Origin of the sequence: Pseudomonas sp. Bc-h, assembly GCF_002080045.1 — a bacterium.
GTDB lineage: Bacteria > Pseudomonadota > Gammaproteobacteria > Pseudomonadales > Pseudomonadaceae > Aquipseudomonas.
The window spans coordinates 452,439-478,622 of sequence record NZ_MUIN01000007.1 but is presented as its reverse complement, the minus strand read 5'-3'; the positions used below and the strand labels follow the sequence as shown (position 1 = coordinate 478,622).

Genomic DNA, 26,184 nt, shown 5'->3' with positions numbered 1-26,184 from the left:
TTCATGAGTACCGTAACCTCTATCCGCGTTGGTCTGGTCGGCATTGGCAACTGGGCCTTGCACGGTCATGTCCGGGTCTTCTCTTTGCTGTCCCAATACGAAATCAGCGCCATTTACAGTCAGCGCCAGGACAGCGCCAGAGCCGCGGCCGATCAGTTCGGCATTCCCAATGTGGCCGAATCCCTTGATGAGTTGGTAAACCACCCTGACGTCGATCTGGTGGTAGTGCTCACGACCGCGCCGCAGCACGAAGAGGCTGTGCGTGCAGCCATCGCGGCCAGGAAGAATGTCTATTGCGAATGGCCGTTGACCACCAGCACGGCCATTTCCGAAGAGTTGAGCTGCCTGACAAAACACGCTGGCGTTCGCAACATCGTTGGCCTGCAACGGCGTCACGCGCCGCACAATCGTTATTTGCAGGACCTGTTGCAGCAGGGTTACGTCGGCAAAGTGCGCTCGGTTCGCATCCACGTCAGCATGAATTATTTCCAGGCACTGCGCCCGAACGCTCTACGCTGGACCGTTCCGGTGGAGAATTTCTCCAGTGTGATCGCGATTTATGCCGGTCATTTTCTCGACATGCTGTTCACTGCGACCGGTTGGCCGGTCAACCTGGCCGGGCTGGTGGTCAATCAGTTCGATACCGTCACCATCAAGGAAACCGACGAGCAATTCAGCACGACCGCGCCAGACCAGATGGTCCTCGCGGGGCAACTCGAAAACGGTGCCGTGGTCTCGGTGCACATCGAGGGCGGCAAACGTAATGGTTCTGGCGTACAGATCGAGATCACCGGCCACGAAGGCGATCTGCGCATCACCAATAGGTCGGCGTTCGGCGATGTGGGCGATGACTATGTGATTGAAGGCGCCCACGGCGACAATCTGCCAATGCAGGTGCTGCCTGTCCCTGAGTGCTATTTGCGCCTGCCTGCTTCGAATCTGCCATCTGCCGTGCTGGAACTGGCCGAGCTGTATCACGCTTATGCCCAGGACGTCGCAGAGGGCACGCATGCGGCGGCCTCTTTCGAAGACGCGGTGCGGATGCACAAACTGCTGGACGCCGCCCTGGAGACCTCGCACACCGGACGTCGTGCGCTGCTCGCAAGCTGACGTCGCTGTCTTGACTCAGGCAGCGGTCGTCCGCGCTGCCTGAGCCCTGCAAGGTCTGAGCAGATAAATGGATGGGCAACAAAAAGCCGGCAGCGATCACTCGCTGCCGGCTGTGTCTTGCGTTGTCGCGTTATGCGACAGCAGTTTGCTCATAGAACGCATAGTCGGTGTAGCCAACCTCGGTACCGCCGAAGAAAGTCGGACGGTCATACGGGTTCAGCGGCAGGTTTTCACGCAGACGTTTTGGCAGGTCGGGATTGGCGATGAAGTGCCGACCAAAGGCAACCAGATCTGCGTCACCGGCCTGAACGATGGCTTCTGCGGTTTCGCCGTTGAAGCCACCTGCTGCGATGATCACACCCTTGTAATGCTTGCGCATCAGCTGTGCTGCCAGTGGCGCGGGGTCTGCGTTTTCGTCTTCGATGTTGCCCAGAATGCGCGGCTCGATCAGGTGCAGATAGGCAAGGTTCAGTGGCGCCAATTGCTGGGCGACGTAGGTGAACAGGCCTTCTGGATCACTGTCGCCCATGTCACCCCAGGTGCCGCTTGGCCCAAGGCGTACGGCAACGCGGTCGCTGCCCCAGACCGAAATCAGCGCGTGGGTGACCTCCAGCAGGAAGCGGGCACGATTTTCGAACGAGCCGCCGTAGATGTCGTTGCGTTTGTTGCTGTTGTCCTGCAGGAACTGGTCGACCAGATAACCGTTGGCGCCATGCAATTCCACCCCGTCGAATCCCGCCTTGATGCCACGTTCAGCGGCGGTGCGGAAGGTTTCGACCAGTTCGGCGATTTCATCGACGGTCAGCGCGCGGTTCGGCGTGTTCGGTACCCAGCCGTCGGCGGTGTAGGCAACGCCACCGTGGAGGACTTCCGAGGGACCGACCGGAATGCTGCCTTCAGGCTGCACGTCAACGTTGGACTGGCGACCGGCATGGTAGAGCTGCAGGAAAATCTTGCCGCCTTTGGCGTGCACGGCATCGGTGACGCCTTTCCAGCCTGCAATCTGGGTGTCATCGAACAGGCCAGGTGCCCCCAGATAACCGTTGCCGTTTGGCGCGGCGATGGTGGCCTCGCCAATCAGAAAACCGCCTTCGGAGGTGCGCTGAGCGTAATACTCGGCCATCAGGGGCCCCGGCAGTGCGCCGTGTTCGGCACGCATGCGGGTCAGCGGTGCAAGTACAACGCGATGAGTGAAGGTGTAAGGGCCGACCTTAACCGGGGAGTGAAGTCTGGACATGATTGCCTCGTTGCGAAGTGCAAAGTAAAAGTGCCGTTTGCCCCGATTCAAGCCGCCTGGCTTGGGTGTCTGGGGCGCTTGGGACCAGTACATGCGATTTTCGAGGCGGGATAAACGGGGCAAGGGTCACAACACTTCGGACTATTGGGCTGCAATCAGTTGAGCAAAGGGTCACACCTGCACTTGAGGTTGCGGGACGCTGGCAATGTGCTCTTTGAAATAGTCGATCAATACCCGCAGTTTCGGCGTGGCATTGCGACTGGATGGCCAGAGCATCCACAACGAGCCGCGGTGGTCGGTGAATTCAGGCAAGACTTTTTCGAGTTTGCCGTGCCGCAGTGCATCGATGGTCGAAAAATCCGCCAGACAGGCAATGCCCAGACCTTCCAGGGCCAGGTGCGTCAGGGCGTCGGTCGTGGTGCAGGTGATGACCTTGCCTAACTCGGGGTCGCTGTCGGCGTTCTTCGCGCGCACCGGCCAGCGTTCAAGAGAGCCGCTGGCGGGGAACTTGTGCAGGAGACAGGCGTGGTCGCGCAGTTGATCAGGGTGGGTCGGACGGCCGTGTTTTTCGAGATAGCTCGGTGAAGCCACCAACTCCAGTTTGTATTCCCCCAATTTACGCGACATCAAACGAGAGTCTGACGGCTGACCCGTACGAATGACCGCGTCAAAACCTTCCTCGATCACGTCGACCATCCGGTCGGACAAATCGACGTCCAGTTCGATTTGCGGGTAGGCCTGCATGAACCCGGCCAGCAACGGAAAAATCAGGGTGTTCTGTAACGGCACGCTGATCCGCAACTTGCCTCTGGGCGTCTGGGCCAGTTGTGACAGCTCGATTTCTGCCTGCTCTGCCTCCTGAATGATTCGTTTGCAGCGCTCCAGGAAGAGCTCACCTTCGGCGGTCAGCGTGACGCTGCGCGTACTGCGATGAAACAGCCGCACGCCCAGGCGTTCCTCCATGCGCGACACACTCTTGCCAACCGCAGAGGACGAAATCTCCAGCAGACGTCCCGCCTCGGTAAAGCTCCGCGTCTCGGCAACCTGCACGAAAGCGGTGATTCCACTGAGGCTGTCCAGCATGGGAGTCTTCTCCGGCGCGTCTTGGGTGGTGATGCAGCTTGGTCAATTGTGAGCGGGCTTGCAACCAACGGCTCTGCGCTCAGTCGCATCCATGGAGAAAACTGAGTACATAGCTGAGCAGCGACATCGAGCCTGGCATCCGGCTGGCTCACGATATGGACTAACCTTGCGGGGGTGGTGGTGGACTGACATTTACCCATTCAGAAACCCGAGACCCACCCTGGCCGCCTTCATCGAGCAAACCGAGGATTTCCATGGAGCGATACACCGGCGTCGCTCAGGCTTTGCACTGGCTGACCGTCGCAGCACTGTGCCTGTTGCTGCCTTTTGTCTGGGTGGCGGAAAATTTCCCGCCGGGCCCGGTGCGCGTCTTCTGGTACATGGCCCATGAGTCCATGGGCATCAGCGTTTTCTTGTTGGTGTTGCTGCGCCTGACCTGGCGCTGGCGCCATCGTGCGCCCGCCTACCCACCGGGAACCAGCCGGGTGATTGCGCTGCTGGCCAGCCTCAATCATGGGCTGCTTTACGCGGTGCTGCTGGTGATGCCGGTCACGGGGTACCTGATGGCAGGCAATGGCCAGGACGTGCCGTTTTTCAGGGTGATCGAATTGCCCGGGTTTGCCCACAACGAAGGCCTGGGCAAGCTGGCCGACACTGTTCATGTGTGGTGTCAGTTCGCCGTCTACGGGCTGATCGTGATGCACGTGGCGGCAACGGTCTGGCATGTTGCGATACGCCGTGATGGGATGCTGGAGCGGATGCTGCCGCCTCAGCACAGGTCTTGAGGCTCGCTATTCAGACGGACGGAACCTGGGTCTGGCAGGCCCGTGTCAGGCGTGCCCACAGCCAGACTCTGCCCGCAGAGGGTATCTGGCCAATCGAATGACAAATGAAGCTCGCGCCTTACGCGGAACCAATGCCATTTGCCGTCGCCTGATTCAATAACCAAGAGGAGACAGGTATGTGGCGCAGCTACCAGGAAAAGATTCCCCTGACACCGTTCCCGGATGAACATCGACCGCTGCGCATCGGCATGCTCACGCACATCAGATTTCCCGTGTGTCAGCCCTTCGCCGGAGGCCTTGAGGCTTTCACCCATGACGTTACGCTCGGCCTGCGCGCCCGTGGTCACGAGGTAACCCTGTTTGCCCGCAGTGGCAGCGCGGCGGAGCTTGAGGCGGTCGCCATGCCGGACGAGGATCTGTGCCGCAACGCCAGCCTGAGCAGCGCCTACATCGCCGAGCATCACGCCTACCTGAAACTCATGCAGGGTATTGATGAGCACGACTTCGATGTGATCTTCAACAACAGCTTGCACTACGTACCGGTGACCATGGCCTCGTTGATCCGCACGCCGATGTTGACCGTGCTGCACACGCCGCCGTTCTTCGAAATGGTCAATGCGTTGCGCGGTGATCGCCAGACCGGCCGATTCAGCACGCTGTCGCCTGCGAACGCAGGCAAATGGAGTGAGGTGGTGCGAGAGTGCGCAGTCATCCCCAACGGCATCGATCTGCACAGTTGGCGTCCCGCCGGGATCGTGGGCAAGCATGCGCTGTGGCTGGGTCGGCTGGTGCCGGAAAAGGGCGCGCATCTGGCCATCGACGCCGCTCGCCAGGCCGGCATTAACCTGCGATTGGCCGGGCAAGTGGTGGACCAACGCTATTTCAGGGAGCAGATCGAGCCTCGCCTCGGTGCGGGAGTCGAGCATCTGGGCCACCTGCAGCGGCCCGAGCTGGCCGCCGAACTGGCTGCTGCTGCTGTAGCCCTGGTGACCCCTTGCTGGGACGAACCCTTTGGTCTGGTGGTCGCCGAGGCGCTGGCCTGCGGCACACCGGTAGCGGCTTTTGATCGCGGGGCGATGCGCGACCTGATCAGTGATGAGGTGGGGTGTCTGGTGCCGCCCAATGACGTGGCAGCGCTGGCCGCCGCCATCGAGGTCGCCCGTGGAAAATCGCGGCAAGCCTGCCGGGCGCGGGCTGAAGCCTTGTGGAGCCAAAGCCTGATGCTGGACCGTTACGAAGCCTTGCTTGCCGAGGTGGCGGCCCATCATGCCTGAGCCGCAGGTCGGGTACTACGTTCATCACCATGGCGCCGGTCATGGCGTACGTGCCGCGCAAATTGCCCAGGCATTGCGCGTGCCGGTGACGCTGATGGGCTCGCAGTTGCCGGACGAATTGCCCGCAGGCGTTCACCGCCTGCAACTGCCGGGTGACACCGCCCCAGGCATGCGGGTTGAACGCTTCGACGTGTTGCACTACGCCCCTTTGGCCGTGGAAGGCCTGCGCGAACGGATGGCGACACTCGCTCAATGGTTCGCCGCGCACTGGCCGTGTTTGCTGGTGGTCGACGTATCGGTGGAAGTCGCATTGTTCGCGCGGCTGTGTGGTGTGCCGACGGTGTATGTACGCCAGCATGGCTTGCGCGACGATGCTGCCCATCGTCTGGCCTATGAAAGCGCCAGCGCATTGCTGGCGCCGTATCCGGCGGACATGGAGGCGCACGACACGCCGCAGTGGCTGCGCGACAAGACTGCCTACAGCGGTTGGCTCTCGCGTTATGCAGGTGCACCTTGCGCCGCGCCGCAGAAAGGGCGTGTGCTGATTATCACCGGGCGCGGGGGGACCGATCTGTCGACCGCGCTGATCGAAGCCGTCGCTCGCCAATGCCCTGAACGGCACTTTCGCGTCGCCGGTGCTCTTGGGCCGGGCATGGTATTGCCCAATCTCCACTGGCTCGGGCACTTGAGCAATCCGCAGGAAGAAATGCGCAGCGCCGAAATCGTGGTCGGCAGCGCCAGCGACAGTCTCGTGAGCGAGGCTGCTGCCCTGGGTTGTCGCTACATTGCCGTGGGCGAGGAGCGGCCATTTGAAGAACAGAGGCTGCAGGCCAGGCGCTTGGGTGAGTTGAACGTCGCGATAGGGCTGGAGCATGGCTGGCCCCCCGCATCCCACTGGCCGGCCTTGTTCGAGGCAGCCCTTGGGCTCGAACCCGCTCGTTGGCGCGGCTGGGCCGACGTTGCCGCCGCTGCTCGGGCGGCGCGGCATATAGAAGCCACCCTGGCGAGTACACAGACCCAGCCGATCAGAACCCCAGGCGGTTAGTCGTCAGCGTCCGGGCTACAAGCTCGGCAGACGGTACCTCGATGATTTCGAGGCGTTGATCGGTCCAGTGCAGCAGACCCAGATGGCGGAACGCAGCTAGCCAACCTTCCATCGGCCATACACCCCAGCGGCTGTGGAAGCGTTGCGCGTTGGCAACGATATCAGCGAAGTGGTTCAACGGAGGGTCGTAAGTGGCGTGATACTGATGAAACGCCAGTGCCGGGTTATCCAGCACGGCCACGCCCTGGTCTCTCGCCCGAAAAGCGAAGTCGGTATCCTCACCGCCGTACCCCCGATAGCCCTCGTCGAACCCGCCGATGCGAGCGAAAGTGCTGCCGCGACAGGCAAAGTTCAGTGACCAGAACAGGTGATGGGGGAGGGCGTTGCCGGCGCCGGTACGAAACCGCGTCAGCGGGTGCTCAACACCCTGCGCATTCAGCGCCGCCTCGTCCCAGCCTGGACGATTGGCGCCTTCCGGGAGGTAGCGAACCTGGCCCATGTGCAGCGCATCGGGTTGCGCGGCAAGGCCGTCGCGGTAGTGCGCCAGCAGATCGTGCGCGGGAATGCAGTCCACATCGAGAAACACCCACGGCCCTTCGGGGTCGATCGCGGTCACGCTGTTGCGTGCTCTCGCCAATGGCAGTCCCCCCAGTTCATCGACCTGCAGCGTGTTGATCTGAAACACACGGCTGGTGAAATCGCCGGGCGCCTCATTCATGTGCACGATCCACAAACCCTGCGGGATCAGGCTGGAAGATTCCAGGCCGCGAATCAGGTTCGCCAGATGCGCGCCACGACCGTGCACCAGGGTGATGACCTTCATGGATGGCCTTTCATGGGTGATCCTCTTGATCAGTAATAGCGCTGCGCGCAGTCCGCCGGGACATGGCAGGAGTCTATATTTCCCGGCCATGTCGCCACGTCAGTGATTGACCGGACACCGGTATAAGCAGTTTCGCGTTTCCGACGGGCTGTACAGGCGCTCCGCGTTGACGACTTCGGCGTTCTGCGGCAGTGCGGACTCGTAATCAGAGACCGCCTGCTGTGTGCGCCCTGCTTTACCCCGCGTTGGCAGGTACTGGCGTGTTGAGCAACTGCTGTTCCCACAGATACGCGATGCCGCTGCCGGCGGCATGCTGCTGGAGCACCTCAGTCAGTGCGGCGGCGGTATCCACGCGCGCCCAGTCGCGCTGCCATTCCGCCGCCAGCGCCAACCACGTCATCATGTTTGCGCCGGCCGCGATCATGCGCTGGATGGCCACCTGATGGGCCTCCACGGACACCGCGCCTGATGCATCTGTAATGACCGTGACGTCCCAGCCTTCACCGAGGGCCTGTATCACGGGCATGGCAACGCAGATTTCGGTCCAGAGTCCGGCGATGACCAGTTGCTTGCGGCCCGTCGCTCTTACCGCGTCCACGACTTTCGGATCTTCCCAGGTGTTGATGAAGGTTCGATCAATGACTTCCTGCCCCGCAAACACGTCGGTGATCTGCGGGAAGATGAAACCGCCGCGTTCGGCGATGACGCTGGTCAGGATGGTCGGCACGTTGAAGGCTTTGGCCGCTTTAGCAAGAGCAGTGGCGTTGTTGACGACCATCTGCGGTTCGTGGCTGTTCAGGTTCGTGAGCTGATACGGCTGGTGGTCGATCAGAACCAGTACCGAATCTTCTGGACGCAGAAGCGAAGCGAGTCCGTTACGAAAAGTCATCAATACATCCTTTGTCGTTATGAGTGGGATAGGTGCTCATTCAGCGCGCCATTGGCTACGCTGTCCGAGGACCGTACTGTGCTGTTCCCGTAATCGTTGCGGTAGTAGCATTCGGCGAAGAGCTGTGTCGCACAAAGAGGAACGCTGATTTGGATATCGAAGAGCTTCAGACGTTTGTGGAAGTCGCCGACGCAGGAGGTGTTTCGTCTGCTGCGGCGCGGCTTGGTGTGTCCAAGTCCATCGTCAGCCGAAGGCTTGCACGCCTGGAAATGGAGCTTGGCGTTCAGTTGCTTGCACGATCCACGCGTGGGGCGGCGCTTACCGAAGCCGGGGCCACGTTCCGCGACTACGCGGCCAGGGTGTGTGCCGAGATCGACGTTGCCAGGGAAGCGATCCTCCCCGCCGGGGCGTTGCGAGGTCGTTTGCGGGTCGCGGCGCCGCTGTCATTCGGCCCGACGCATTTCGCCCCGATCCTGGCGGAAATGGCCCGACGGCATCCCGAGCTTCACGTTCAGACCTGCTACAGCGATCGCTTCGTGGACCTCATCGCGGAGGGCTACGACTGTGCGATCCGGGTTGGCTACCTTCAGGATTCCAACCTGATCGCGCGGTGCATCGGTCCGATCAATGGGAAGCTCGTTGCCAGCCCCGGCTATATCGAGGCCCATGGAGCGCCTGAGGTGCCGGAGCAGATCACGGGTCATCAGGCCCTGATGAAGGGAACCGAAGCCTGGCAGTTCATGGATGAAGACAGGATCGTCTCGGTTCGTCCGCAAGGGCGCTTCAAGGCCGACAACGGCATTGCGCTCGTCGCTGCTGCAGTGGCAGGGCTGGGAATTGCTTACCTGCCCGATTGCCTCACCTACGATAGCGTAGTGACCGGGGCGCTCGTGCCGATCATGACGAGCTATCCACCACCGCCAGCGGGTGCGTATGTGGTGCGCCCGCAGGGTCAGCATCCCGCGCAGAAGATTCGGGTCCTCACCGAGCTGCTGATCGAGTATTTCGGCCAGTCTCCTCACTTTGCCGGGGCTGTCACTGCCTGATCGGGCCATGCCTGTCGCTCTGTTGCCGCAAAGTTTCAACGAGCCGCCGGTGCATCCATTTTGCTTGCGGGAACGTATATAGTTTCTGTCCCAGGCGGGCGACCAATAGAACACTTTCCGGCAAACGTGAGAGAGCATGTATGTGGATGCGAAAGCGGCGCGATTCTCTGGTGCAAGACCTTTATGAAACCGTTGAAGATCTGCGCTCTCTGGGCGATCACCTCATGGAATTGTCCCTTGAGATGGCGCAGAACAATCTGCCCCGGGCTGCCCAGTCGACAGCCAGGATGGTGTTGACCGTGCAGGAAAGGGAAATCCTGCTGCGCAAACATGCCGATCGGCTGAGCAAGACTGGCAACCTGGGGCGAAGGGTGACCGATCATCTGGCTGATCGCGCGGCTGGCACATCGAGCGATTCACGCCCAGACAACTGAGGCACCCCGGCCTTCTCCCGCGTCGTGCGCGCGTTGGGTTCATCAGTCGTGCAAAGGTAAAAAAACGCTGTGCCGGTTCGGAAACTTTCTCTTCGGATGACAGCCTGAGGGTGATACGGATTGCAATCTGCCAGCAGTACATTCCAGAGTGTTGCCGGCAGTGGGCACGCCATCTTGAAGCGCTATGCGTACGGCCTTGGGCTACAACGTCATGTCTAGGTGAAATATTGAAGCATCTGACCCGAGAGGAACTTGAGGCTGAGGTCGTGCGCCTGCGGGCGGCCCTGGAAAACAGTCCTGATCGAGCGATAGAGGATGCGCACACCCGTTATCGGCTGGCGGTGAAGGCGACCAATGATGCGATCTGGGATTGGGACGTGAAAGAAAATCACGTGCTGTGGAATGATGCGCTGGAGCGTGCCTATGGGCATGCCCTCGACAGCGTCGAGACGACCGGTGAATGGTGGCTGGCGCAGATGCACCCGGAGGACAGGAATCGCGTTTACCAGTCGATCCATGGCGTCATAGACGGCACCCAAACCGCCTGGAGCGAAGAGTATCGATTTCGCCGCAGCAACGGCACTTATGCGCAAGTCCTCGATCGTGGGCACGTCATCCGGGACGCCGATGGCCAGGCGGAGCGGATGATCGGCGCCATGCTCGATCTGACCCAGATGCGTAACACCGAAGCTGCCTTGCGCGAGAGCGAGGAACGTTTCAGAACCATTCTGGAAACGGTGGAAGCGGCATTCGCCATCGTGCAGGTCAAGTTCGATTCGGACGACGAACCCGTCGACTACCGCTTTCTCGAAGCCAATCCTGCCTTCGAGCGTGAGGCGGGGGTCAACCTGCGGGGGAAGTGGGTCACGGAATTTGCACCGGATCTGGAACGCTTCTGGTTCGAGACCTATGGGCGGGTGGCGAAGACCCGGGTACCGATCAATTTCGAGAGCTATGCCAAGGCGTTTGAACGCTGGTTCGACGTGCGCGCGGTGCCGGTCGGCGATCCCTCCGAGCGCCAGATCGCGATCATCTTCAATGACGTGACCGGGCGGCGGGATGCCGAGGAGCGTCTTCGCAAAAGCGAAGCAGTTGCCCGGGCCAACGTGCAGCGGGTTCAACTCGCCCTTGAGGCCGGTGCCATCTTCGGCACCTGGCACTGGGATCTGCCCAACGACAGTTTCACGGTGGACGAAGCCTTCGCTCGCGCGTTCGGGCTGGACCCGGTCCTCGGCCACGAAGGGCTGAGCCTGGAACAAGTGATTGCGACGGTCCACCCGGACGACAGGGCGGGATTGATCACGGCGATCAATGAAGTCATTGGTCGTGGGGGGGCATACGCCCACCAATATCGGGTGCGCCGCGCTGACGGCAAATACTATTGGATCGAGGCAAACGGTCGCGTCGAATTCGGCGAGGATGGCACCCCCCTGAACTTTCCGGGTGTGTTGATTGATGTCGAAGAGCGGCGTTCGGTAGAAGCACAGCGCGATCTGGCCACTGCGGCATTGCGTTCCCTGAACGAGACCCTCGAACAACGGGTGGCCGCGCGCACTGCTGAGTTGATGCAGGCCGAGGAAAAACTGCGCCAGTCGCAGAAGATGGAAGCGGTAGGGCAACTCACGGGTGGCCTCGCCCATGACTTCAACAACTTGCTCGCAGGTATTTCCGGATCGCTGGAGTTGCTGGGCTCCAGAATCACTCAGGGCCGTCTGGCGGATGTGGACAGGTATCTGGTGACGGCACAAGGCGCGACCAAACGTGCCGCCGCGCTGACACACCGCCTTTTGGCATTCTCCCGGCGTCAGACGCTTGATCCACGCCCGACCGACGTCAACCTGCTGGTGGAAGGCATGACCGAGTTGATCCAGCGGACCGTGGGGCCGAGCATCGTAGTGAGGACCCAGGGTGCAGGTGATCTCTGGCCGGCCTTGGTGGACGGCAGCCAGCTTGAGAATGCGCTGCTGAACCTTTGCATCAACTCTCGTGATGCCATGCAGGACGGCGGGCGAATCACCATCGGCACCAGCAATCACTTCGTGGGCGAAGCGCAGGCCGACGCGCTGGACATACCCGAAGGTGAATACCTGACCCTCTGCGTCACCGATACCGGCAGCGGAATGCCTGCTGATGTCGTCGCCAAGGCGTTCGATCCGTTCTTCACCACCAAGCCCATCGGTCAAGGCACCGGCCTGGGGCTTTCGATGATTTATGGGTTCGCCAAACAGTCCGGAGGCCAGGTGCGTATTGCTTCTACGAGCATCCAGGGCACCACCATCTGCATCTATCTGCCCCGTTACCGCGGCGACGCAGCGGTTCATGAAAGAAATGAAGGCACATCGGCGGCCATGGCTATGGCGGTGGGCGAGACGATTCTTGTGGTCGACGACGAGCCCACGGTGCGCATGCTGGTGACAGAAGTGTTGAGTGATCTGGGTTATACGCTGGTGGAAGCTGCCGACAGCATCGGGGGATTGAACCTGCTGCGCTCGGACGTTCGCATCGACCTGCTCATCACCGATGTGGGATTGCCGGGAGGGATGAACGGCCGTCAGATGGCCGATGCCGCGCGAGAGGTTCGTCCCGGCCTGAAAACGCTATTCATCACGGGCTACGCCGAGAGTGCGGCGATCGGCCCGGGGCAACTGGAACCTGGCATGCATGTGCTGACCAAACCGTTCGCCATCGACACACTCGCCGCTCGAGTTCGTGAACTGATGAGCAGTCCTGTCTGAACAGGATGTCGGTGGGCTCAAGCGCGGCACGGTTGTCGGGTGCAAGACATCGCCGTCTCGGTGCTCACCATGGTCATCGCCGGCTCTTCTGCAGATGACACATCGCTGTCGCTGCCGTCGTGACCTCCGGCGTCTCCCACAGGTCCGGCGAACGGCGGAGGATTGGCGGTGCATCGATAGCGCCGTTCGCGGGGCTGCCGCAGACTTACGCCCTGACACAAAACCTGTGGAAGACGCCGGAGGTCACGACGGCAGCGATGGCGGTGTGCGGGGCTGCCACAGACTCACGCCCTGACACAAAACCTGTGGGAGACGCCGGAGGTCACGACGGCAGCGATGGCGGCGGGTCAGACGAATGTGATCCGCCGCTACCCACAGCTACATCGCGGCGTACTGTCTTTTCAACTGACGGAGACGCCCGGGGGGGGGCGGCCAAAATCACCACTATCAAAAGGATTTCCCATCCAGCCAGATTGCATCCCACAGCGAATAATCCTGTACCCGCTTTACCAGCCCGGCTCGTATCGGGTTGGCGATGATGTAGCGTGCGGCGGGTCGCAGGTCCTGCTCATGGCGGATCGCACGGTCGTGGAAGCTTCTCTGCCAGAACTGGCCAGACCTGCCCAGGTACGCATTCACTTTCCCCGCAGTCTGGCACTTGACCCGATGTACCACTGCCGAGAGGTCCCGACTGTTGAGTTGCATGAGCCAGTGAAAGTGGTCGGGCATCACCACCCAGGCCAGGGAGTCTGCAAGGTCAGCTCGTTGTGCTTTGCTGAACTGATGGACCAACAGCCGACCTGCCCGCAGGTCACTGAAGAATGGTTGTCGGTCGTGGGTGATGGCCGTGATCATGTAGATCTGATCTGTTTGAGAATGACGTCCGAGGCGCAGATTTCTGGATCGAGGGCTGGGGCACATGCCTTGTGTTCCTGATTTCGGTCTGGAAGGCAAAGGCTAGTTGGTTGACCGGGCGTGGCAGGTGCGCGTGTGCTTCAGGATGTGATTGAGGCCAGTCGCTTGTTTATCGATTGCCTGACCCATCGCCTCGCTGCCGTCGTGACCTCCGGCGTCTCCCACAGGTTCAGCGACTGACGGAGGATCGGCGATGCATCGAAAGCGCCGTTCGCGGGTCTGCCGCAGACTCACGCCCCGACACAAAACCTGTGGGAGACGCCGGAAGTCACGACGGCAGCGATGGCGGTGTGCGGCTCTGCCGCAGACTCACGCCCCTATACAAAACCTGTGGGAGACGCCGGAGGTCACGACGGCAGCGATGGCGGTGTGCGGGGCTGCCGCAGACTCACGCCCCGACAAAAAACCTGTGGGAGACGCCGGAGGTCACGACGGCAGCGATGGCGGTGTGCGGGGCTGCCGCAGACTCACGCCCTGATACAAAACCTGTGGGAGACGCCGGAGGTCACGACGGCAGCGATGGCGGCGGGTCAGACGAACATGATCCGCCGCCACCCACAGCTACACCCCGGCGTACTGCCCTTTCAACTGACGGGCCGCGATGTCGAACGCCGCTTTCATCTCCTCGATCACCTCGTCACTGTGCTCGAACGAGATGTAGATACGCCCGTACGGCGACGGCATCATCAGCACGCCCGCTTCGCGCAGCGCCAGATGCAGGGCTTTGGTGAAGCCAGGGTTGGCGATTCTCGATGCTTCTTCATAGGTGACGGGAGCGGATGCCGCCAGCCAGATGCCGAAGACGTTGCCGTACCCGCTGGTGGCGATGGTGATGCCGTGGGATTTGAACGTGGTCTCGATGGCCGAACGCAGATCGTCGCCGCGCTGAATCAGCAGGGCATAGTCGCTCTGGTCCAGCAGCGCCAGGGTGCTGCTGACCGCGGCGCAAGCCAGCGGGTTGCCACTGAATGTACCGCCGCGCGCCACTCGGCCTTCCTCGAAACCCTCCAGAATGTGCGGTTTGCCAACCACGGCAGACACCGGCACACCATTGCCGATCGCCTTGCCGACGCTGGCAAGGTCCGGGTCCAGGCCTTCGCGCAATCCGGCCAGCCCGGCGTACAAACGGAAACCCATCAGCACCTCGTCGCAGATCACCAACGCGCCGTGTTTGTGGGCGACGTCCTGCACATGCTTGAGGTAGCCGGGCATCGGCATGATGCAGCCGGCATTGGCCAGCATGGGTTCGAGAATCACCGCCGCGATGTCGCTGTCTTCGGCGAACAGCCGCTCGATGTCGGCGAAATCGTTGAAGCGGATCAGGGTGGTGCGCTCCGTTGACGGACGTTTGCCATCGGCGAAGCAGGCTTCGTCGGACGTCACGTTGCCGAAGCTGACGTCGTCGAACCAGCCGTCGAAACCGGCCGCCATCTTGGCGATCTTGCCGCGACCGGTGTAGGCCCGTGCGGCTCGGCAGGCCAGGTGGACGGCTTCACTGCCCGAGTTGGTGAACATGACTTTGGTCAGTTCCCCAGTGTGCCGGGCCAGCGCGGTCGCGGCACCGTGTTCGCGCACGTGAGCCCAGGAGGGCGCCGCGCTGTCATCGAGGGCGTCGGTTACGGCGGCATTTACCGACTGGTTGGCGTGTCCCAACAGCACCGCGCCGAATCCCAGTGCGGTGTCAATGTAGCTTTGGCCCTTGTCGTCCCACAGGCGGGCGCCTTTGCCTTTGCGGATGAACAACTTCTCGCCGTTCAGCTCCGGCAGGATACGCGCGGCACTGGATACATCGCCCACTAAGTTAGCCATTCTCAACCTCTGAATCTGGACAGTAGTTTGCCGTCCCGGGCCTGACCCGGAAGGGCATCACATGGTTTTCAATGCGTCCGAAAGGGACGGTGCCAGTTGGCTTATTCTTTTTTTACCTTCAGTTTTTCGTTGCGCCGCCGCAGCACTTCCAGGGTCAGCAGCATCAGTACCGACAGCACGACCATGATGGTGGCGACCGCAGCAATGTTCGGGCTGATGTTTTCGCGAATGCCGGCGAACATCTGCAGCGGCAATGTGCGCTGCGAAGGGCTGGCGAGGAACAGCGTCACCACCACTTCATCGAACGAGGTGGCGAAGGCGAACAGACCGCCGGAGATGACACCGGGTGCGATCAGCGGCAGCACGACCCTGAAGAAAACGGTCAGGGGCGGGGCGCCGAGGCTGGCGGCGGCGCGGCTCAGGTTGGTGTTGAACCCCTGCAGCGTCGCGTTGACGGTGATGACCACGAAGGGCACGCCGAGCATCGCGTGGGCCAGGACCAGACCGAGGTAGCTGTTGAGCAATTGCAGCTTGGCGAAGAAGAAGTACAGGCCGACCGCGACAATGATCAACGGCACGATCATCGGCGAGATGAGGAACGCCATGACCACGCTCTTGAACCGGAAATCGCCCCGGCACAACCCGACCGACGCCATGGTGCCGAAGATCATTGCCAGCAACGTCGCACCCGGCGCGATGATGAAACTGTTCTTGAACGCTTGCTGCCACTCCTGGGAGGACATCAATTCTTCGTACCAACGCAAGGAGAACCCGTCCATCGGGTACGTCAGGAAGGACGACGAATTGAACGACAGGGGAATGATCACCAGAATCGGCACGATCAGAAACAGCAGGATCAGAATGGACGCCCAGACCAATCCGAAACGGGCGAGCTTTTCAGCAGAGGACGCATAAGGCTGCAACATGTCGATTACCTCGCTTGAGTCATATTAGTGAGCTTGCCGTACACGACGTAGAGCAGCAGGGTCGCGATCAACAGCAGGCTGCCGAGCGCCGACGCCATGCCCCAGTTCACGGTCTTGTTGGTGTAGAAGGCAACGAAGTAGCTGACCATCTGATCTGCTGCGCCGCCGACCAGGGCCGGAGTCACGTAGTAGCCGATGGCGAGAATGAACGTCAGCAGACCGCCCGCCGCCAGCCCCGCGAAGGTCTGCGGAACGTACACGCGCCAGAAGGCCACGAACGGATGCGCACCCAGGGAAATGGCGGCTCGCACGTAGTTCGAAGGAATGCTCTTCATCACGCTGTACAGCGGCAGGATCATGAAGGGCAGCAGCACGTGGGTCATGGCGATGATCACCCCGGTGCGGTTGAACACCAGCTGGATCGGCGCGTCGACGATGCCGAACAACATCAGCGTCCGGTTGATCAGACCATCCGACTGCAGCAGTACGATCCACGCCGCCGTGCGCACGATCAACGAGGTCCAGAAGGGCAGCAGCACGCAAATCATCAGCAGGTTGCTTTTACCCTCTGGAAGGATCGCCAGCCAGTACGCGACGGGAAACCCGAGCAGCAGGCAAAGCACTGTGACGATGGCACCGATGTAAAAGGTGCGGGCGAAAATATCGACGTAGATGGATTGGTTTGGATCGGCCTTGACGATGCTGCCGGTCGCCGAATCAAAGCGATGATCCAGCGAAGCCAGGAGATAGTAGGGCGTGAGTTTTGAAGACGCTTGCTTCAGCGCTTTCCAGTAGCCGACATCGCCCCAGGCCTTGTCCACCTCGATCAACGCGTCGCGTTTCGAGGCCGCGCTGTCATCCGGCAGCTTGCGCAGGGTCTTGGTGATGACGGTGCGGTAGTCGGGGATCTCGTAGCTCAGGCGTTTGCTCAGGGCAAGGATCTGGCCGTTTTCCTTGGCAGCGGCCAGGTCTTTGATCAGCGCAGCGTAAGTGCCTTCGTCGGGTAGGTCGTCAGCGTGCCAGGTACTCAACGCGGCTGTCGTGGCGGGCATGGCCGTGTTGACTTCCGGGTTGTCGACACTGCGGCTGAGCATGGTGCCGATCGGGAATGCAAAGCACACCAGCACGAACAGGAACAGCGGCGCGATCAGCGCGAGAGATTTCAGTTTATAGGCGCGCTGGGACTTTCTGAGCTTGGCCCTCAGGTCCACGGTGTCTTCATCGCGCTGCTGTAAAACGGCGGTCTGACTCATGATTGGGGCCTCAGTGCCGGGTGACGTCGAGCGCACGGATGTGCTCGGGCGCCCAGGACAGGGAAATGGAGCTGCCGACGGTCCAGCTGCTGTCCATTTTCGTGGCCGGCAGCTTGATCATGAAGTCGGGCTGGCCGGCGATTTCGGTGATCATTCGCACGTGATCGCCCAGATAGATGTATTCGCGAATGCGAGCGGTCAACGGCGTGGTGCCGGCAGCGCTGACAATCACCCGCTCGGGACGGATGCACAGCGCAACGGGCTCCCCCGGCAGCGCGCCGGTCACGGTAATGGCTTGTACGTGGCTGCCGTCCTTGAGGCGAACGGTGGAGTGGGCGGCGTCCTGGGACAGCACGGTGCCGAGCAATGTGTTGTTCTCGCCGATGAACTGGGCGACGAAGCTTTTGGTCGGGGTTTCGTAAATGGCCGCCGGGGTGTCGATCTGCTGGATCACGCCGTCGTTGAACACCGCGACACGGTCCGACATGGTCAGCGCCTCGCTCTGGTCGTGGGTCACGTAGACCACGGTCAGCCCCAGTTGCTTGTGCAGGTGTTTGATCTCCAGCTGCATGTGCTCGCGCAGCTGTTTGTCGAGGGCGCCCAACGGTTCGTCCATCAACACCAGCTTGGGTTCGAACACCAGGGCGCGGGCCAGGGCCACGCGTTGCTGCTGGCCGCCGGACATCTGCGCCGGGTAGCGCTTGGCGAAGTCATTGAGGCGCACCATGTCCAGCGCACGGCGGACTTTCTCGGCGCGCTCGACGCGGTTCATCTTGCGCACCGACAGAGGGAACGCGAGGTTTTCCTCGATGGTCATGTGCGGGAACAGCGCGTAATTCTGAAACACCATGCCGATATCGCGTTTGTGCGGCGGCAGGTTGTGCAGCGGTTTGTCCTTGAGGAAAATCTCGCCCTGGGTCGGCGTTTCGAAGCCGGCGAGCATCATCAGGCTGGTGGTCTTGCCCGATCCGGACGGGCCGAGAAGGGTGACGAATTCGCCTTCCTTGATGTCCAGGTTCAGGTCTTTCACGACCGGGCGAAAGCCATCGTAGGTTTTCTGGATGTTCTTGAAACTGACCAGGTGTTTCATGTCGCAGCCCTCATCAGGGAGTAGGCAGGGTCCGTCTTCGCTACTCATCTGCCTATACACGCAAAATGAAGAAGCAATCATCGACCGTCACGTCGCGGCGGGCGCGACATGGCAGTCGTTCAGGTTTGAAGCTGCCACCCGCGCAGGGGTGGCAGAGGGATGGTCCAGTCGCTGACGCGGGGTTACTTCTGGGCGATCCAGGCGTTGAAACGCTCGGTGAGCGATTCGGTGTTGTCGACCCAGAACTCGACGTCCAGCGGCAGGGCCGCCGCGAGGTTGTCGGGCGTGGTCGGCAGGTCGGCCTTGAGGTCCTCTGGCACCAGGTCGTTGGCCTTTTTGTTAGGCAGGCCGTAGGCGATGAATTTCGGCAGTTTTGACAGATTTTCCGGCTTGCTGGCGAAGGCGATGAAGTCCATGGCCGCGGCCTTGTTTTCGCTGCCCTTGAGTACGGTCCAGGAGTCGATGGCCGACACGCTGCCATTCCACAGGAACTTGAAGTGCTTGCCTTCGTTGCGGTTGAAACCGGTGATGCGGCCGTTGTAGGCCGAGCTCATGACCACATCGCCCGCGGACAGCATTTGCAGTGGCTGAGCCCCGGCTTCCCACCAGACGATGCTGGATTTGATGCTGTTCAGCTTATTGAATGCGCGGTCCACGCCTTCGGGGGTGCGCAGCACCTTGTAGACGTCGGCCGGTTTCACACCGTCGGCGATGAGCGCGAATTCCAGCGAGTATTTCGGGCCTTTGCGCAGGCCGCGCTTGCCAGGAAACTTTGTGGTGTCGAAGAAGTCGGCCCAGGATGTCGGGGATGTCTTCAGTTTGTCGGCGTCCCATGCCACGCCGGTGTTCCACACGATGGCGCCGACACCGCAGTCGTTGACCGCTTCAGGGATGAAATCGGCCTTGTTGCCGACCTTGGCCCAGTCGATTTTTTCGTAGAGGCCGGAGTCGCAACCTAGCGCGAGGTCCTCGGCTTCCACCTCGACCACGTCCCAGTTCGGGTTGCCGACTTTCACCTTGGCGTCGAGTACGCCTACGCCGCCATCCCAGCTCTGGTCGAGGACTTTCTTGCCCGTCTGCTGGCCGAACGGTGCGAAGAAAATCTCACGTTGTGCGTCCTGAAAGTTTCCTCCCCAGGAAACGATCGTCAGATCACGGGCGCTCGCGGACTGTGCGGCTGCCAGCCCGGCAACGGCAAACGCGAGAGCGGCTAAAGCGTGGCACGGCTTGTGCTTCTTGTGCATTTGGAACCTCGACGCAGATGTTGTGTGGTGGTGGTAAAAATTTTTACCACTGCGAAATCTGCGACGCAAGTTTTATTTTCCTGCGCGTCATAAATCTGAAATCGCCCGGATAACCGGTAAGCGATTGATTTTTGGTGCCTGAAATTTGATATTTGGCACCCCCGGGCAGCACGCCTGCGGGATCCAGCGTGTAGGGCCCCAGACTCATCACAGGTGCGAGCGAAGACAACACCGTTACTTTTGCGCTTGTCAGGCGGGGCGTGTTGGTGCGAAATACCCAACATGGTGCGCTACGCCCCAACCGGGTGTTCAGATCACAGGCAACAGATCCGTGATGCGCCGAGTTTATTCGAGGAAAAAACCGTGACAGATACGCCGGCGATCAGCCGCAACCCCCACGCGCCGGAAGAGCCGCCCGAAGACGAAATTCCGGGCGAGGACAGCGCATCGGTCGGTGAGCGTCTCAAGGCCCTGCGCCAGAGCCGGGGACTGTCGATCCGCGGCCTCGCGGAACTCGCAGGCGTCCCCCACGCCACGCTGTCGATCATCGAACGCGACAAATCCAGCCCCTCGGTGAGTATTCTCAAACGCCTGCTCAAACCCTTGAACGTCACGCTGAGCGTGTTCTTTTCGGACTCGGCAGTGGTCGATCGCGCCGTGTTCTACAAGGCCAGCGAACTGGTGGAACTGGCCGACGGCAAAATGCTGTCTTACCGGCAAGTCGGTGCGAACCTGACCAACAGCTCTATGATGATTCTCCACGAGCGCTACGAGCCGGGTGCCGATACCGGTCAGGAAGGCGAGGAGCTATACTCCCACGAAGCCGAGGAGGGCGGCATCATCATCGAAGGCCGGCTGGAAATGACCGTGGGCGATGAGGTGCGCATCCTCTCTCCGGGCGACGCCTACTATTTCGACAGCCGTCTGCCGCACCGGATGCGTAACCCGTTCGACGAAGTCTGCGTGGTGGTCAGCGCGGTGTCGCCTCCGACGTTCTGATGGACGTTCTGGTGAATGCGGCGGCTAGCCTTATGCCCATGGGTTTTCCTTCAGTCGTTTTTCCAGAAAGTCACGGAATACCCGGATTCTCGGGCTCAGGTGCTTCCTGTTCGAATAGATCAGATAGATCGGCTCGCTTCCCTCGAGGCTGAACTCAGCCAGCAGCGGTATCAGCCGACCTTGCCGTATGTCCTCACCGATGTGGAACTGCGCCAGCTTGACGATCCCTGCGCCACTCAATGCCATTTCCCGCAGCAGATCGCCCTGGGCGAACACGGCCTTCGGTGCGATCGGGACAGTGATGATCCCGCCCTCGCCATCGCGAAACTGCCACGTGTTCCAGGCGCTGTGAAAGCCGAAGTTGAAACAGTCGTGATCGAGCAGATCGTTCGGTTGGGCGGGTGTGCCCCTGCGCGCCAGGTACTCCGGGGATGCGCAGGTGACCCAGGCGCTTTCGCCGATCTTGCGCGCGATCCTCGATGAGTCGGGTAGGCCGCCGCTGTGAATCGCCACGTCCAGCCCCTGATCGAACAGGTCCACATACTGCGGCCCGACCTGCACATCGACGGTGAGACCGGGATACGCCGCGAGAAAGTCCGGTAACCAGGGCAGGATCTGATGCTTGGCGAACGTGGTCATCGTGTGGATACGCAGCGAACCGCTGACCCGATCGGGAAACGCCTCAGCCAGCGAATCGGCCTCGGCCATCGCGTTGATCACCGCCCTTGCGCTCACCAGATAGGCCGAGCCTTCTTCGGTCAGTGTCAGGGTTCGCGTGCCCCGCTGAAACAGCCGCACCTGCAGCCGGTCTTCAAGCCGGGTAATCAGCTTGCTGATCGCCGAGGGGGTCAGGCCGTTGGCCCGCGCCGCCGCTGAAAAATTGCCATGTTCGGTCGCCCACATGAAGGCCAGCATCTGTGAGTAGTTATCCATCGAAACGCTCGCGGCAGCCTACGGTTGGCGCAGCCTGCCAGCATTCGAGCCCCGCGACAAGCCAGCCACCGGTCAGCGGATCGTGCCCGTCAGCGAATGAACTGCTCGATGTAATCGTCCGGCAATCCCAGGGATTTGTAGTGCTTGCGCGCAGCTTCGAGCTTGGTAAAAACGTCTTCATATCCCACTGCCACGCCCTGTGGATCGACATAGGTGTAACCACCCTGGACGTGGAACCAGGTGATCATTTCCTCGACGTCCTCCGGCACGAACAGCGTGTGGGTTTCGCCCGGCGGCTCGTAGGCGAACGAACCCTGCTCGGCGACCCAGTCGTGCTCCAGGTAGTACCAGCGGCCCTTGAGCACGATGGCATGCACACCGCCAGTGTGGCGATGGCGAGACAGCACACCGCTCTGGCGCACCCGCAGCAGGTTGATGTAATAACCGCCTGTAGTGCTGAGCAGCAACGGCTTGAAAGAGACCGAGCTGGTTACCGGGACCCATAGATTGTCGTCTTCGAGCCACGTGGTAAGGACGCCAGCATGCACCATGTCTGGCGTCATGTACGGCACCTGTGGCAACTGATACGGGATAGCGAGTTCGTCAGGCTTGGCAGGTGTGCTCATCATTGTCTTCCACGGTCTGTGAACAAATCCCCGAATCCTGATTGTCCGGGGTAGCAACAAGCGTAAATGAGCTCGGCAGAGGGTGGAAACAGCTTCGCAGGCACAGCTGGTGTGAACTGCCGTCACAGAGGGCTGCCTGAACATGTTCTCAAGAACACTTATTTTGCTGCGCGGTATTCAGTTTTCGTCTCTTTCAGCATGCGCAGCCACGCTTTGAACGCCATGGGGTCAGACCTTGCGCAAACGAGGCGACTTACGAGCCCACAATCTTTTCCATGATGATTGTCCGCTCCTCCCCATGAAATTCGTCCCGAACCTTCACGAAGCCGAGCGAACGGTAGAAACCTTGTGCCGTGATCGAGGAGGGGACGCGCAACCGTTCGACACCACCGCGCATGGCCTCTGACTCGATAGTCTTCATCAAGCGATGCCCAATGCCTCTCCCTTGCCAGACCGGGTGAACGAACACGCTTCGGACAGTGTTTCCATCAAGACTTCCTGTTCCGACAACGTCACCGCCAACGCTGGCGACGTACACCTGACGCAGGGTCAGGAAGCGCAGGATCTGCGCGGGTGAGAAGTTTTGCACGACCTGGTCGATGATCTCGGCTGAATAATCCTGAGCATTGGATTCGCATAGCGCGGTCTCGACGATAATGCTTATTGCGGCGGCATCGGCATCCGTTGCCCTTCGAATCACACAATCCATTGGGTGTTTCCCCTGCATTGATTAGGTGGATCGGGCGCGCAGTCAGTCGAGGTAGGCCCACGTCTGCGCACCATCAAAATTGCGCACCGCAATACCCCGGATCAGACGCTGATCGAAATTGTTCATGTTCACCCCAACCTCGGCACCTGCTTCGGGCAGCAAGGCTTCCCAGTGGGTGACGCATCCACAGGTGTTGCATCGCATCGTCTTCAAGGTTTTTGCGCCCCAGACGTACGCCGATGTGTGTTGGGGATGCCCTGCGATTTTCACCTCTGCAGACGCATAGTGAGCCCACCGCGCTCCGAGCCTGAGGCAGATCGAGCAATTGCAGTTGATGATGTGAAGGGGTGGGTGGGAAACGGTCAGACGCACGTCTCCACAGTGGCATGAACCTTCCAACGGTCCGTCGTTGTTGTGCATGTTGTTGGCGACTCCGAAGTAAATCCCGCCTCGGCCTGAGGCTTGCTTCGGTGAGCTTATCATCGCTTGGCTGGCAGTGATCGACGCCAACGAGCGGGTCAGTTATGCGATGGTGGAGAAGCCTTCAAACCCTCACCGCGCTCGCCACTTGCCCGGTGTGATGCCGAATCTGCGCGCGAACATTCGGGTGAAGTGCGGCTGATCGGCAAACCCGCATTCCAGGCCCACCTGAGAAATGGAGCAATCGGTCTGCTCTAGCAGCTCTTTTGCTCGGGTAAGCCGCGCAATCTGCAGCCAGTCGCTTGGGGTGTGCCCGGTGGTGTTCTTGAACGCCCGCGAGAAATGACTTCGGGACAGGGAGCATTCCTTGGCCACGGCCGAGATCTGGATGCCGCGATCAAGGTTTTCCATCATGACCTTTTTAGCCGTTCGCTCTTGCCAGTAACTCAGTCTGGCGCGCTCGTTCCGGGTCTCCAGCAGCTGCAGATACGCCCGTGCGAGCGTCATCAGTTGCTCGGCCTCAGGCCCGGCGCTATTGATCATGATGGGGGATTGGCCGGACTTGGCGACCTCTACAACGTTCATGTCGCTCACGTTGACCTCTGAATGCTGAAGACGTGGTCTATTGTCGCCAGCATTGCACGCCGGCGAACGCTTGATCGGGCCGCGCAAGCACCCGTTTGGGCCATGGCGTCAACGAGGTTTGCGCAGATCGCTTGGGGTCAGACCCAGGTGGCGTTTGAAGAGTCGGGCAAGGTAGGAAGGGGAATCCAGGCCCACCGCGAGGCTGACATCAAGGATCGACAGCTGTGTGCCCGATACCAGTCGAGCAGCGGTTTCGACTCGGGTGCGGTTGGTGAAATCCAGCAGGGTTTCGTCGGTAACGGTTTTGAAAATGCGGGTCAGGTGGCGTCGCGACAGATGAAATTCATGGGCGATGGACTCGATGCTCAGGTCGGTTTCCAGATTCTCTCGAACGTAACGCTGGATGTCGCGCACCAGCGCGGTCTGCTGCTGTCGTTCGCACGCTTCGGGCTGAGCCTGTTGGCAGGCGATGACCCGCGCGCATTCTTCGAACAGCAGATGGTTTAGATGAGGGAGTTGGCGCTGAAAGGCTTCGGCAGATGCGCAACTTTGCAGTTGATCGTGCAGACGCAAGATGCTGTCCAGTGCCTCGCTGCTTTGCCAGATGCCCGTTCGGTCGACCTGTCTGGCGAAGCTGCGCAAAGCGTGCATTTGCCCCTGGTGTTTGACGTACGCGGGGTCGACGTACAGGGTCATGTGCTGCTCTCGACCTGGAACCGCCTGGGTGGCGTGCGCGAAGTCGGCAGGCACGAAGCAAAACGACTGGCGCGAGACGTGAGCGGTCTTGCTGCTTTCGGTCGACAGCAACAGCCCGCCCTGGCGTGGCAACAGCAGCATATGGCAGTCGTGGGCGTGCCAGTCCACGGCGTAGCCGCTGGTGTCGCTGGTCTCCAGATGGAACACGTCCGCGGATTTTCCGGTGAGCTTGGGCGACAGGTAGGCCATCAGGTAAAACCCTTGAATTCAGCGCGGTTCAAGACGGATTGCTCAGGAACCTTCGCGGGAGTGGGATATAAAAAGGGTGCAACCTTTGTGCCTGAGGGTTGAATCAGCTTTCAGAAGAAGTGCTCGGCTCCTGGCTGGCTTCGGCTTCCAGTTTCGCGCGGTCGGCCTTGCAGATGTATTTCTCTTTCTTCGGCGCCAGCTTGGCACTGGCTTTCTTGGCCTTCGCCTTGAACAACTGCTGTAATTTTTTCTGACGGTTCATGTTGTCTACTCGGGGGTGAACGTCGCAATGTTATCAGCTTGAAAGGGTTCGCGAGATTGCAGGTGGAAAAGACGGCCGACGAACCTGGCAGGCTGGAGCTTTATCCGTTGCGCAATTGAGTCGGGCTGACACCAAGCCGCTGTCTGAAAGCGGTTGCCATGTGCGCCTGGGAGTTGAAGCCGCAGATCAGGGCGATCTCCACGAGTCTGGCGCACGAGTCGCGCATCAAGGTGCGCGCCTTTGCCAGCCTGCGGTCGATCAGATAACGGTGCGGGCTTTGCCCGGTAGCGTTCTTGAAGGCGCGCATGAAGTACCCCTCGGACAACCCCAGCAAGTGCGCCATCGCCTGCACGCTCATCGGGCCTTGCAGACCCGCATCGACGAACTCATCGAGCAGGCGCATGCGGCTCGCGGTTATCGAACCATGGGGCGGTGTCGGCAGGGCTTGGAGATCGTGCGCGCGTTCCGCCAGCGAGAGGGCCCAGGCTTCCCAATCGTCATCGACCGCGCCTTGCAACAGCGCCCTGCGCATTCTTGATGCGAGTTGCGTGGCCTGTGGGTCGATGCGGTTGTTGAACGCGTGATCGCCCGTCAACGCAAGGCCGTCGTTGCGGATCACGCGCAAGTATTCTCCGCCGGTGGGCGATTCAGACAACACGTCACAACCGGCCGGGACGAATGCCAGCCCATTGGGCATCGCGTGGAAGGGCAGTACGCGGTCGCTGCCAATGGCATGCAGGCCGCGCTGGCTGTCGAAGGCGAAGCCGATGGCCGATTGCGATGCGACATAACGGGCTGCGTATGCGCTGCCGGGAAGCAATTCGATCGTCCACGGCCCTGCCTCGACACGGCGGACCGGTTCGGCTGGAGGAGATGATGACGAATGCGTTCGACGGCTCATGCACAGCATAGTAGTCAAGCGCGGGTGGAAAAGTCAGGTCAGTTTTTTGAAAGCCATGGGGCTGACCACCTGGCTAGACTGGCGCAAAACCTCTGGAAGGCAACCC

Annotated in this window: 26 protein-coding genes; 8 read left to right on the top strand and 18 right to left on the bottom strand. The window is 60.8% G+C overall.

Features of this window, described 5'->3' with window-relative positions:
- Positions 1-3 precede the first annotated feature (3 nt).
- Positions 4-1,110, top strand: a complete 1,107-nt coding sequence (locus BWR59_RS15070; RefSeq protein WP_081566419.1) for a Gfo/Idh/MocA family oxidoreductase — start codon at positions 4-6, stop codon at positions 1,108-1,110.
- A 130-nt stretch (positions 1,111-1,240) separates the two neighbouring features.
- On the opposite strand, the gene BWR59_RS15065 is transcribed toward BWR59_RS15070, so the two are convergent.
- Both BWR59_RS15065 and BWR59_RS15060 read right to left on the bottom strand, forming a co-directional pair.
- Complete coding sequence (locus tag BWR59_RS15065; protein ID WP_081566418.1) at positions 1,241-2,347, bottom strand: alkene reductase; 1,107 nt, start codon at positions 2,345-2,347, stop codon at positions 1,241-1,243.
- Between the two features lie 171 nt (positions 2,348-2,518).
- A complete protein-coding gene (locus tag BWR59_RS15060) occupies positions 2,519-3,427 on the bottom strand; it encodes a LysR family transcriptional regulator (protein ID WP_081566470.1) in 909 nt (302 codons plus the stop codon).
- Between the two features lie 257 nt (positions 3,428-3,684).
- Between BWR59_RS15060 and BWR59_RS15055 the strand changes: the two genes are divergently transcribed.
- The 3 genes from BWR59_RS15055 (at position 3,685) to BWR59_RS15045 (ending at position 6,534) form a co-directional block, all read left to right on the top strand.
- The gene (locus tag BWR59_RS15055; RefSeq protein WP_178111230.1) at positions 3,685-4,215 is read left to right on the top strand and encodes a cytochrome b; all 531 of its coding nucleotides are present in this window, start codon (positions 3,685-3,687) and stop codon (positions 4,213-4,215) included.
- A gap of 176 nt (positions 4,216-4,391) precedes the next feature.
- Positions 4,392-5,489, top strand: a complete 1,098-nt coding sequence (locus tag BWR59_RS15050; protein ID WP_230982015.1) for a glycosyltransferase — start codon at positions 4,392-4,394, stop codon at positions 5,487-5,489.
- A complete protein-coding gene (locus tag BWR59_RS15045; RefSeq protein WP_143490834.1) occupies positions 5,482-6,534 on the top strand; it encodes a hypothetical protein in 1,053 nt (350 codons plus the stop codon). Before BWR59_RS15050 ends, BWR59_RS15045 begins: the two co-directional genes overlap by 8 nt.
- On the opposite strand, the gene BWR59_RS15040 is transcribed toward BWR59_RS15045, so the two are convergent.
- Positions 6,515-7,357 carry a galactosyltransferase-related protein gene (locus tag BWR59_RS15040; RefSeq protein ID WP_081566416.1) on the bottom strand — a complete coding sequence of 281 codons (843 nt, stop codon included), beginning with the start codon at positions 7,355-7,357 and terminating at the stop codon, positions 6,515-6,517. The two genes, BWR59_RS15045 and BWR59_RS15040, sit on opposite strands and share 20 nt — an antisense overlap.
- Before the next feature lie 235 nt (positions 7,358-7,592).
- Positions 7,593-8,246, bottom strand: a complete 654-nt coding sequence (locus BWR59_RS15035) for an isochorismatase family protein (RefSeq protein WP_081566415.1) — start codon at positions 8,244-8,246, stop codon at positions 7,593-7,595.
- Between the two features lie 149 nt (positions 8,247-8,395).
- On the opposite strand from BWR59_RS15035, the gene BWR59_RS15030 reads away from it, so the two are divergent.
- The 3 genes from BWR59_RS15030 to BWR59_RS15020 all read left to right on the top strand — a co-directional run bounded on the left by BWR59_RS15030 (position 8,396) and on the right by BWR59_RS15020 (position 12,461).
- Positions 8,396-9,292 carry a LysR family transcriptional regulator gene (locus tag BWR59_RS15030; RefSeq protein WP_081566414.1) on the top strand — a complete coding sequence of 299 codons (897 nt, stop codon included), beginning with the start codon at positions 8,396-8,398 and terminating at the stop codon, positions 9,290-9,292.
- Positions 9,293-9,432: 140 nt separating this feature from the next.
- Complete coding sequence (locus BWR59_RS15025) at positions 9,433-9,726, top strand: hypothetical protein (RefSeq protein ID WP_081566413.1); 294 nt, start codon at positions 9,433-9,435, stop codon at positions 9,724-9,726.
- A 266-nt stretch (positions 9,727-9,992) separates the two neighbouring features.
- Positions 9,993-12,461: a PAS domain-containing protein gene (locus tag BWR59_RS15020; RefSeq protein WP_081566468.1), complete on the top strand. Its 2,469-nt coding sequence runs from the start codon at positions 9,993-9,995 to the stop codon at positions 12,459-12,461.
- 447 nt (positions 12,462-12,908) lie between these two features.
- Here the strand turns inward: BWR59_RS15020 and BWR59_RS15015 are convergent, their stop codons facing one another.
- The 6 genes from BWR59_RS15015 to BWR59_RS14990 form a co-directional block, all read right to left on the bottom strand.
- Positions 12,909-13,382, bottom strand: a complete 474-nt coding sequence (locus tag BWR59_RS15015) for a transposase (protein ID WP_081566412.1) — start codon at positions 13,380-13,382, stop codon at positions 12,909-12,911.
- Between the two features lie 555 nt (positions 13,383-13,937).
- Complete coding sequence (locus tag BWR59_RS15010) at positions 13,938-15,185, bottom strand: aminotransferase class III-fold pyridoxal phosphate-dependent enzyme (protein ID WP_081566411.1); 1,248 nt, start codon at positions 15,183-15,185, stop codon at positions 13,938-13,940.
- Positions 15,186-15,286: 101 nt separating this feature from the next.
- On the bottom strand, positions 15,287-16,111 hold the full coding sequence (locus BWR59_RS15005) for an ABC transporter permease (RefSeq protein ID WP_081566410.1): 825 nt from the start codon (positions 16,109-16,111) through the stop codon (positions 15,287-15,289).
- Between the two features lie 5 nt (positions 16,112-16,116).
- Positions 16,117-17,364 carry an ABC transporter permease gene (locus BWR59_RS15000; RefSeq protein ID WP_081566409.1) on the bottom strand — a complete coding sequence of 416 codons (1,248 nt, stop codon included), beginning with the start codon at positions 17,362-17,364 and terminating at the stop codon, positions 16,117-16,119.
- Between the two features lie 10 nt (positions 17,365-17,374).
- Positions 17,375-18,454 carry an ABC transporter ATP-binding protein gene (locus tag BWR59_RS14995; protein ID WP_081566408.1) on the bottom strand — a complete coding sequence of 360 codons (1,080 nt, stop codon included), beginning with the start codon at positions 18,452-18,454 and terminating at the stop codon, positions 17,375-17,377.
- 182 nt (positions 18,455-18,636) lie between these two features.
- A complete protein-coding gene (locus tag BWR59_RS14990) occupies positions 18,637-19,698 on the bottom strand; it encodes an ABC transporter substrate-binding protein (protein WP_081566407.1) in 1,062 nt (353 codons plus the stop codon).
- Positions 19,699-20,061: 363 nt separating this feature from the next.
- Here BWR59_RS14990 and BWR59_RS14985 point away from each other — a divergent pair, with 363 nt between their 5' ends.
- A complete protein-coding gene (locus tag BWR59_RS14985) occupies positions 20,062-20,697 on the top strand; it encodes a cupin domain-containing protein (protein WP_081566406.1) in 636 nt (211 codons plus the stop codon).
- 30 nt (positions 20,698-20,727) lie between these two features.
- On the opposite strand, the gene BWR59_RS14980 is transcribed toward BWR59_RS14985, so the two are convergent.
- The 8 genes from BWR59_RS14980 to BWR59_RS14945 form a co-directional block, all read right to left on the bottom strand.
- Positions 20,728-21,630 (bottom strand): LysR family transcriptional regulator, encoded by a 903-nt coding sequence (locus BWR59_RS14980; RefSeq protein WP_081566405.1) that lies wholly within the window; start codon positions 21,628-21,630, stop codon positions 20,728-20,730.
- Positions 21,631-21,719: 89 nt separating this feature from the next.
- Positions 21,720-22,256, bottom strand: coding sequence for a 2,4'-dihydroxyacetophenone dioxygenase family protein (locus BWR59_RS14975; protein ID WP_081566404.1), 537 nt, complete (start codon positions 22,254-22,256; stop codon positions 21,720-21,722).
- 253 nt (positions 22,257-22,509) lie between these two features.
- The gene (locus tag BWR59_RS14970; RefSeq protein WP_081566403.1) at positions 22,510-22,965 is read right to left on the bottom strand and encodes a GNAT family N-acetyltransferase; all 456 of its coding nucleotides are present in this window, start codon (positions 22,963-22,965) and stop codon (positions 22,510-22,512) included.
- A 42-nt stretch (positions 22,966-23,007) separates the two neighbouring features.
- Positions 23,008-23,385, bottom strand: coding sequence for an aldehyde-activating protein (locus BWR59_RS14965; protein ID WP_081566402.1), 378 nt, complete (start codon positions 23,383-23,385; stop codon positions 23,008-23,010).
- A gap of 132 nt (positions 23,386-23,517) precedes the next feature.
- Positions 23,518-23,970 carry an AraC family transcriptional regulator gene (locus BWR59_RS14960; RefSeq protein WP_230982014.1) on the bottom strand — a complete coding sequence of 151 codons (453 nt, stop codon included), beginning with the start codon at positions 23,968-23,970 and terminating at the stop codon, positions 23,518-23,520.
- Between the two features lie 108 nt (positions 23,971-24,078).
- A complete protein-coding gene (locus BWR59_RS14955) occupies positions 24,079-24,915 on the bottom strand; it encodes an AraC family transcriptional regulator (protein WP_081566400.1) in 837 nt (278 codons plus the stop codon).
- 103 nt (positions 24,916-25,018) lie between these two features.
- Positions 25,019-25,177, bottom strand: coding sequence for a DUF2986 domain-containing protein (locus tag BWR59_RS14950; protein ID WP_081566399.1), 159 nt, complete (start codon positions 25,175-25,177; stop codon positions 25,019-25,021).
- 100 nt (positions 25,178-25,277) lie between these two features.
- Positions 25,278-26,078 (bottom strand): AraC family transcriptional regulator, encoded by an 801-nt coding sequence (locus BWR59_RS14945; protein WP_143490833.1) that lies wholly within the window; start codon positions 26,076-26,078, stop codon positions 25,278-25,280.
- Positions 26,079-26,184 lie beyond the last annotated feature (106 nt).

Bases quoted from the DNA above. Each gene is read 5' to 3' on its own strand.
- BWR59_RS15070 (WP_081566419.1), top strand. From the start codon at position 4: ATGAGTACCGTAACCTCTATCCGCGTTGGTCTGGTCGGCATTGGCAAC.
- BWR59_RS15065 (WP_081566418.1), bottom strand. From the start codon at position 2,347: ATGTCCAGACTTCACTCCCCGGTTAAGGTCGGCCCTTACACCTTCACT.
- BWR59_RS15055 (WP_178111230.1), top strand. From the start codon at position 3,685: ATGGAGCGATACACCGGCGTCGCTCAGGCTTTGCACTGGCTGACCGTC.
- BWR59_RS15050 (WP_230982015.1), top strand. From the start codon at position 4,392: ATGTGGCGCAGCTACCAGGAAAAGATTCCCCTGACACCGTTCCCGGAT.
- BWR59_RS15045 (WP_143490834.1), top strand. From the start codon at position 5,482: ATGCCTGAGCCGCAGGTCGGGTACTACGTTCATCACCATGGCGCCGGT.
- BWR59_RS15040 (WP_081566416.1), bottom strand. From the start codon at position 7,357: ATGAAGGTCATCACCCTGGTGCACGGTCGTGGCGCGCATCTGGCGAAC.
- BWR59_RS15035 (WP_081566415.1), bottom strand. From the start codon at position 8,246: ATGACTTTTCGTAACGGACTCGCTTCGCTTCTGCGTCCAGAAGATTCG.
- BWR59_RS15025 (WP_081566413.1), top strand. From the start codon at position 9,433: ATGTGGATGCGAAAGCGGCGCGATTCTCTGGTGCAAGACCTTTATGAA.
- BWR59_RS15015 (WP_081566412.1), bottom strand. From the start codon at position 13,382: ATGTGCCCCAGCCCTCGATCCAGAAATCTGCGCCTCGGACGTCATTCT.
- BWR59_RS15010 (WP_081566411.1), bottom strand. From the start codon at position 15,185: ATGGCTAACTTAGTGGGCGATGTATCCAGTGCCGCGCGTATCCTGCCG.
- BWR59_RS15005 (WP_081566410.1), bottom strand. From the start codon at position 16,111: ATGTTGCAGCCTTATGCGTCCTCTGCTGAAAAGCTCGCCCGTTTCGGA.
- BWR59_RS15000 (WP_081566409.1), bottom strand. From the start codon at position 17,364: ATGAGTCAGACCGCCGTTTTACAGCAGCGCGATGAAGACACCGTGGAC.
- BWR59_RS14995 (WP_081566408.1), bottom strand. From the start codon at position 18,454: ATGAAACACCTGGTCAGTTTCAAGAACATCCAGAAAACCTACGATGGC.
- BWR59_RS14990 (WP_081566407.1), bottom strand. From the start codon at position 19,698: ATGCACAAGAAGCACAAGCCGTGCCACGCTTTAGCCGCTCTCGCGTTT.
- BWR59_RS14980 (WP_081566405.1), bottom strand. From the start codon at position 21,630: ATGGATAACTACTCACAGATGCTGGCCTTCATGTGGGCGACCGAACAT.
- BWR59_RS14975 (WP_081566404.1), bottom strand. From the start codon at position 22,256: ATGAGCACACCTGCCAAGCCTGACGAACTCGCTATCCCGTATCAGTTG.
- BWR59_RS14970 (WP_081566403.1), bottom strand. From the start codon at position 22,965: ATGGATTGTGTGATTCGAAGGGCAACGGATGCCGATGCCGCCGCAATA.
- BWR59_RS14965 (WP_081566402.1), bottom strand. From the start codon at position 23,385: ATGCACAACAACGACGGACCGTTGGAAGGTTCATGCCACTGTGGAGAC.
- BWR59_RS14960 (WP_230982014.1), bottom strand. From the start codon at position 23,970: ATGAACGTTGTAGAGGTCGCCAAGTCCGGCCAATCCCCCATCATGATC.
- BWR59_RS14955 (WP_081566400.1), bottom strand. From the start codon at position 24,915: ATGGCCTACCTGTCGCCCAAGCTCACCGGAAAATCCGCGGACGTGTTC.
- BWR59_RS14950 (WP_081566399.1), bottom strand. From the start codon at position 25,177: ATGAACCGTCAGAAAAAATTACAGCAGTTGTTCAAGGCGAAGGCCAAG.
- BWR59_RS14945 (WP_143490833.1), bottom strand. From the start codon at position 26,078: ATGAGCCGTCGAACGCATTCGTCATCATCTCCTCCAGCCGAACCGGTC.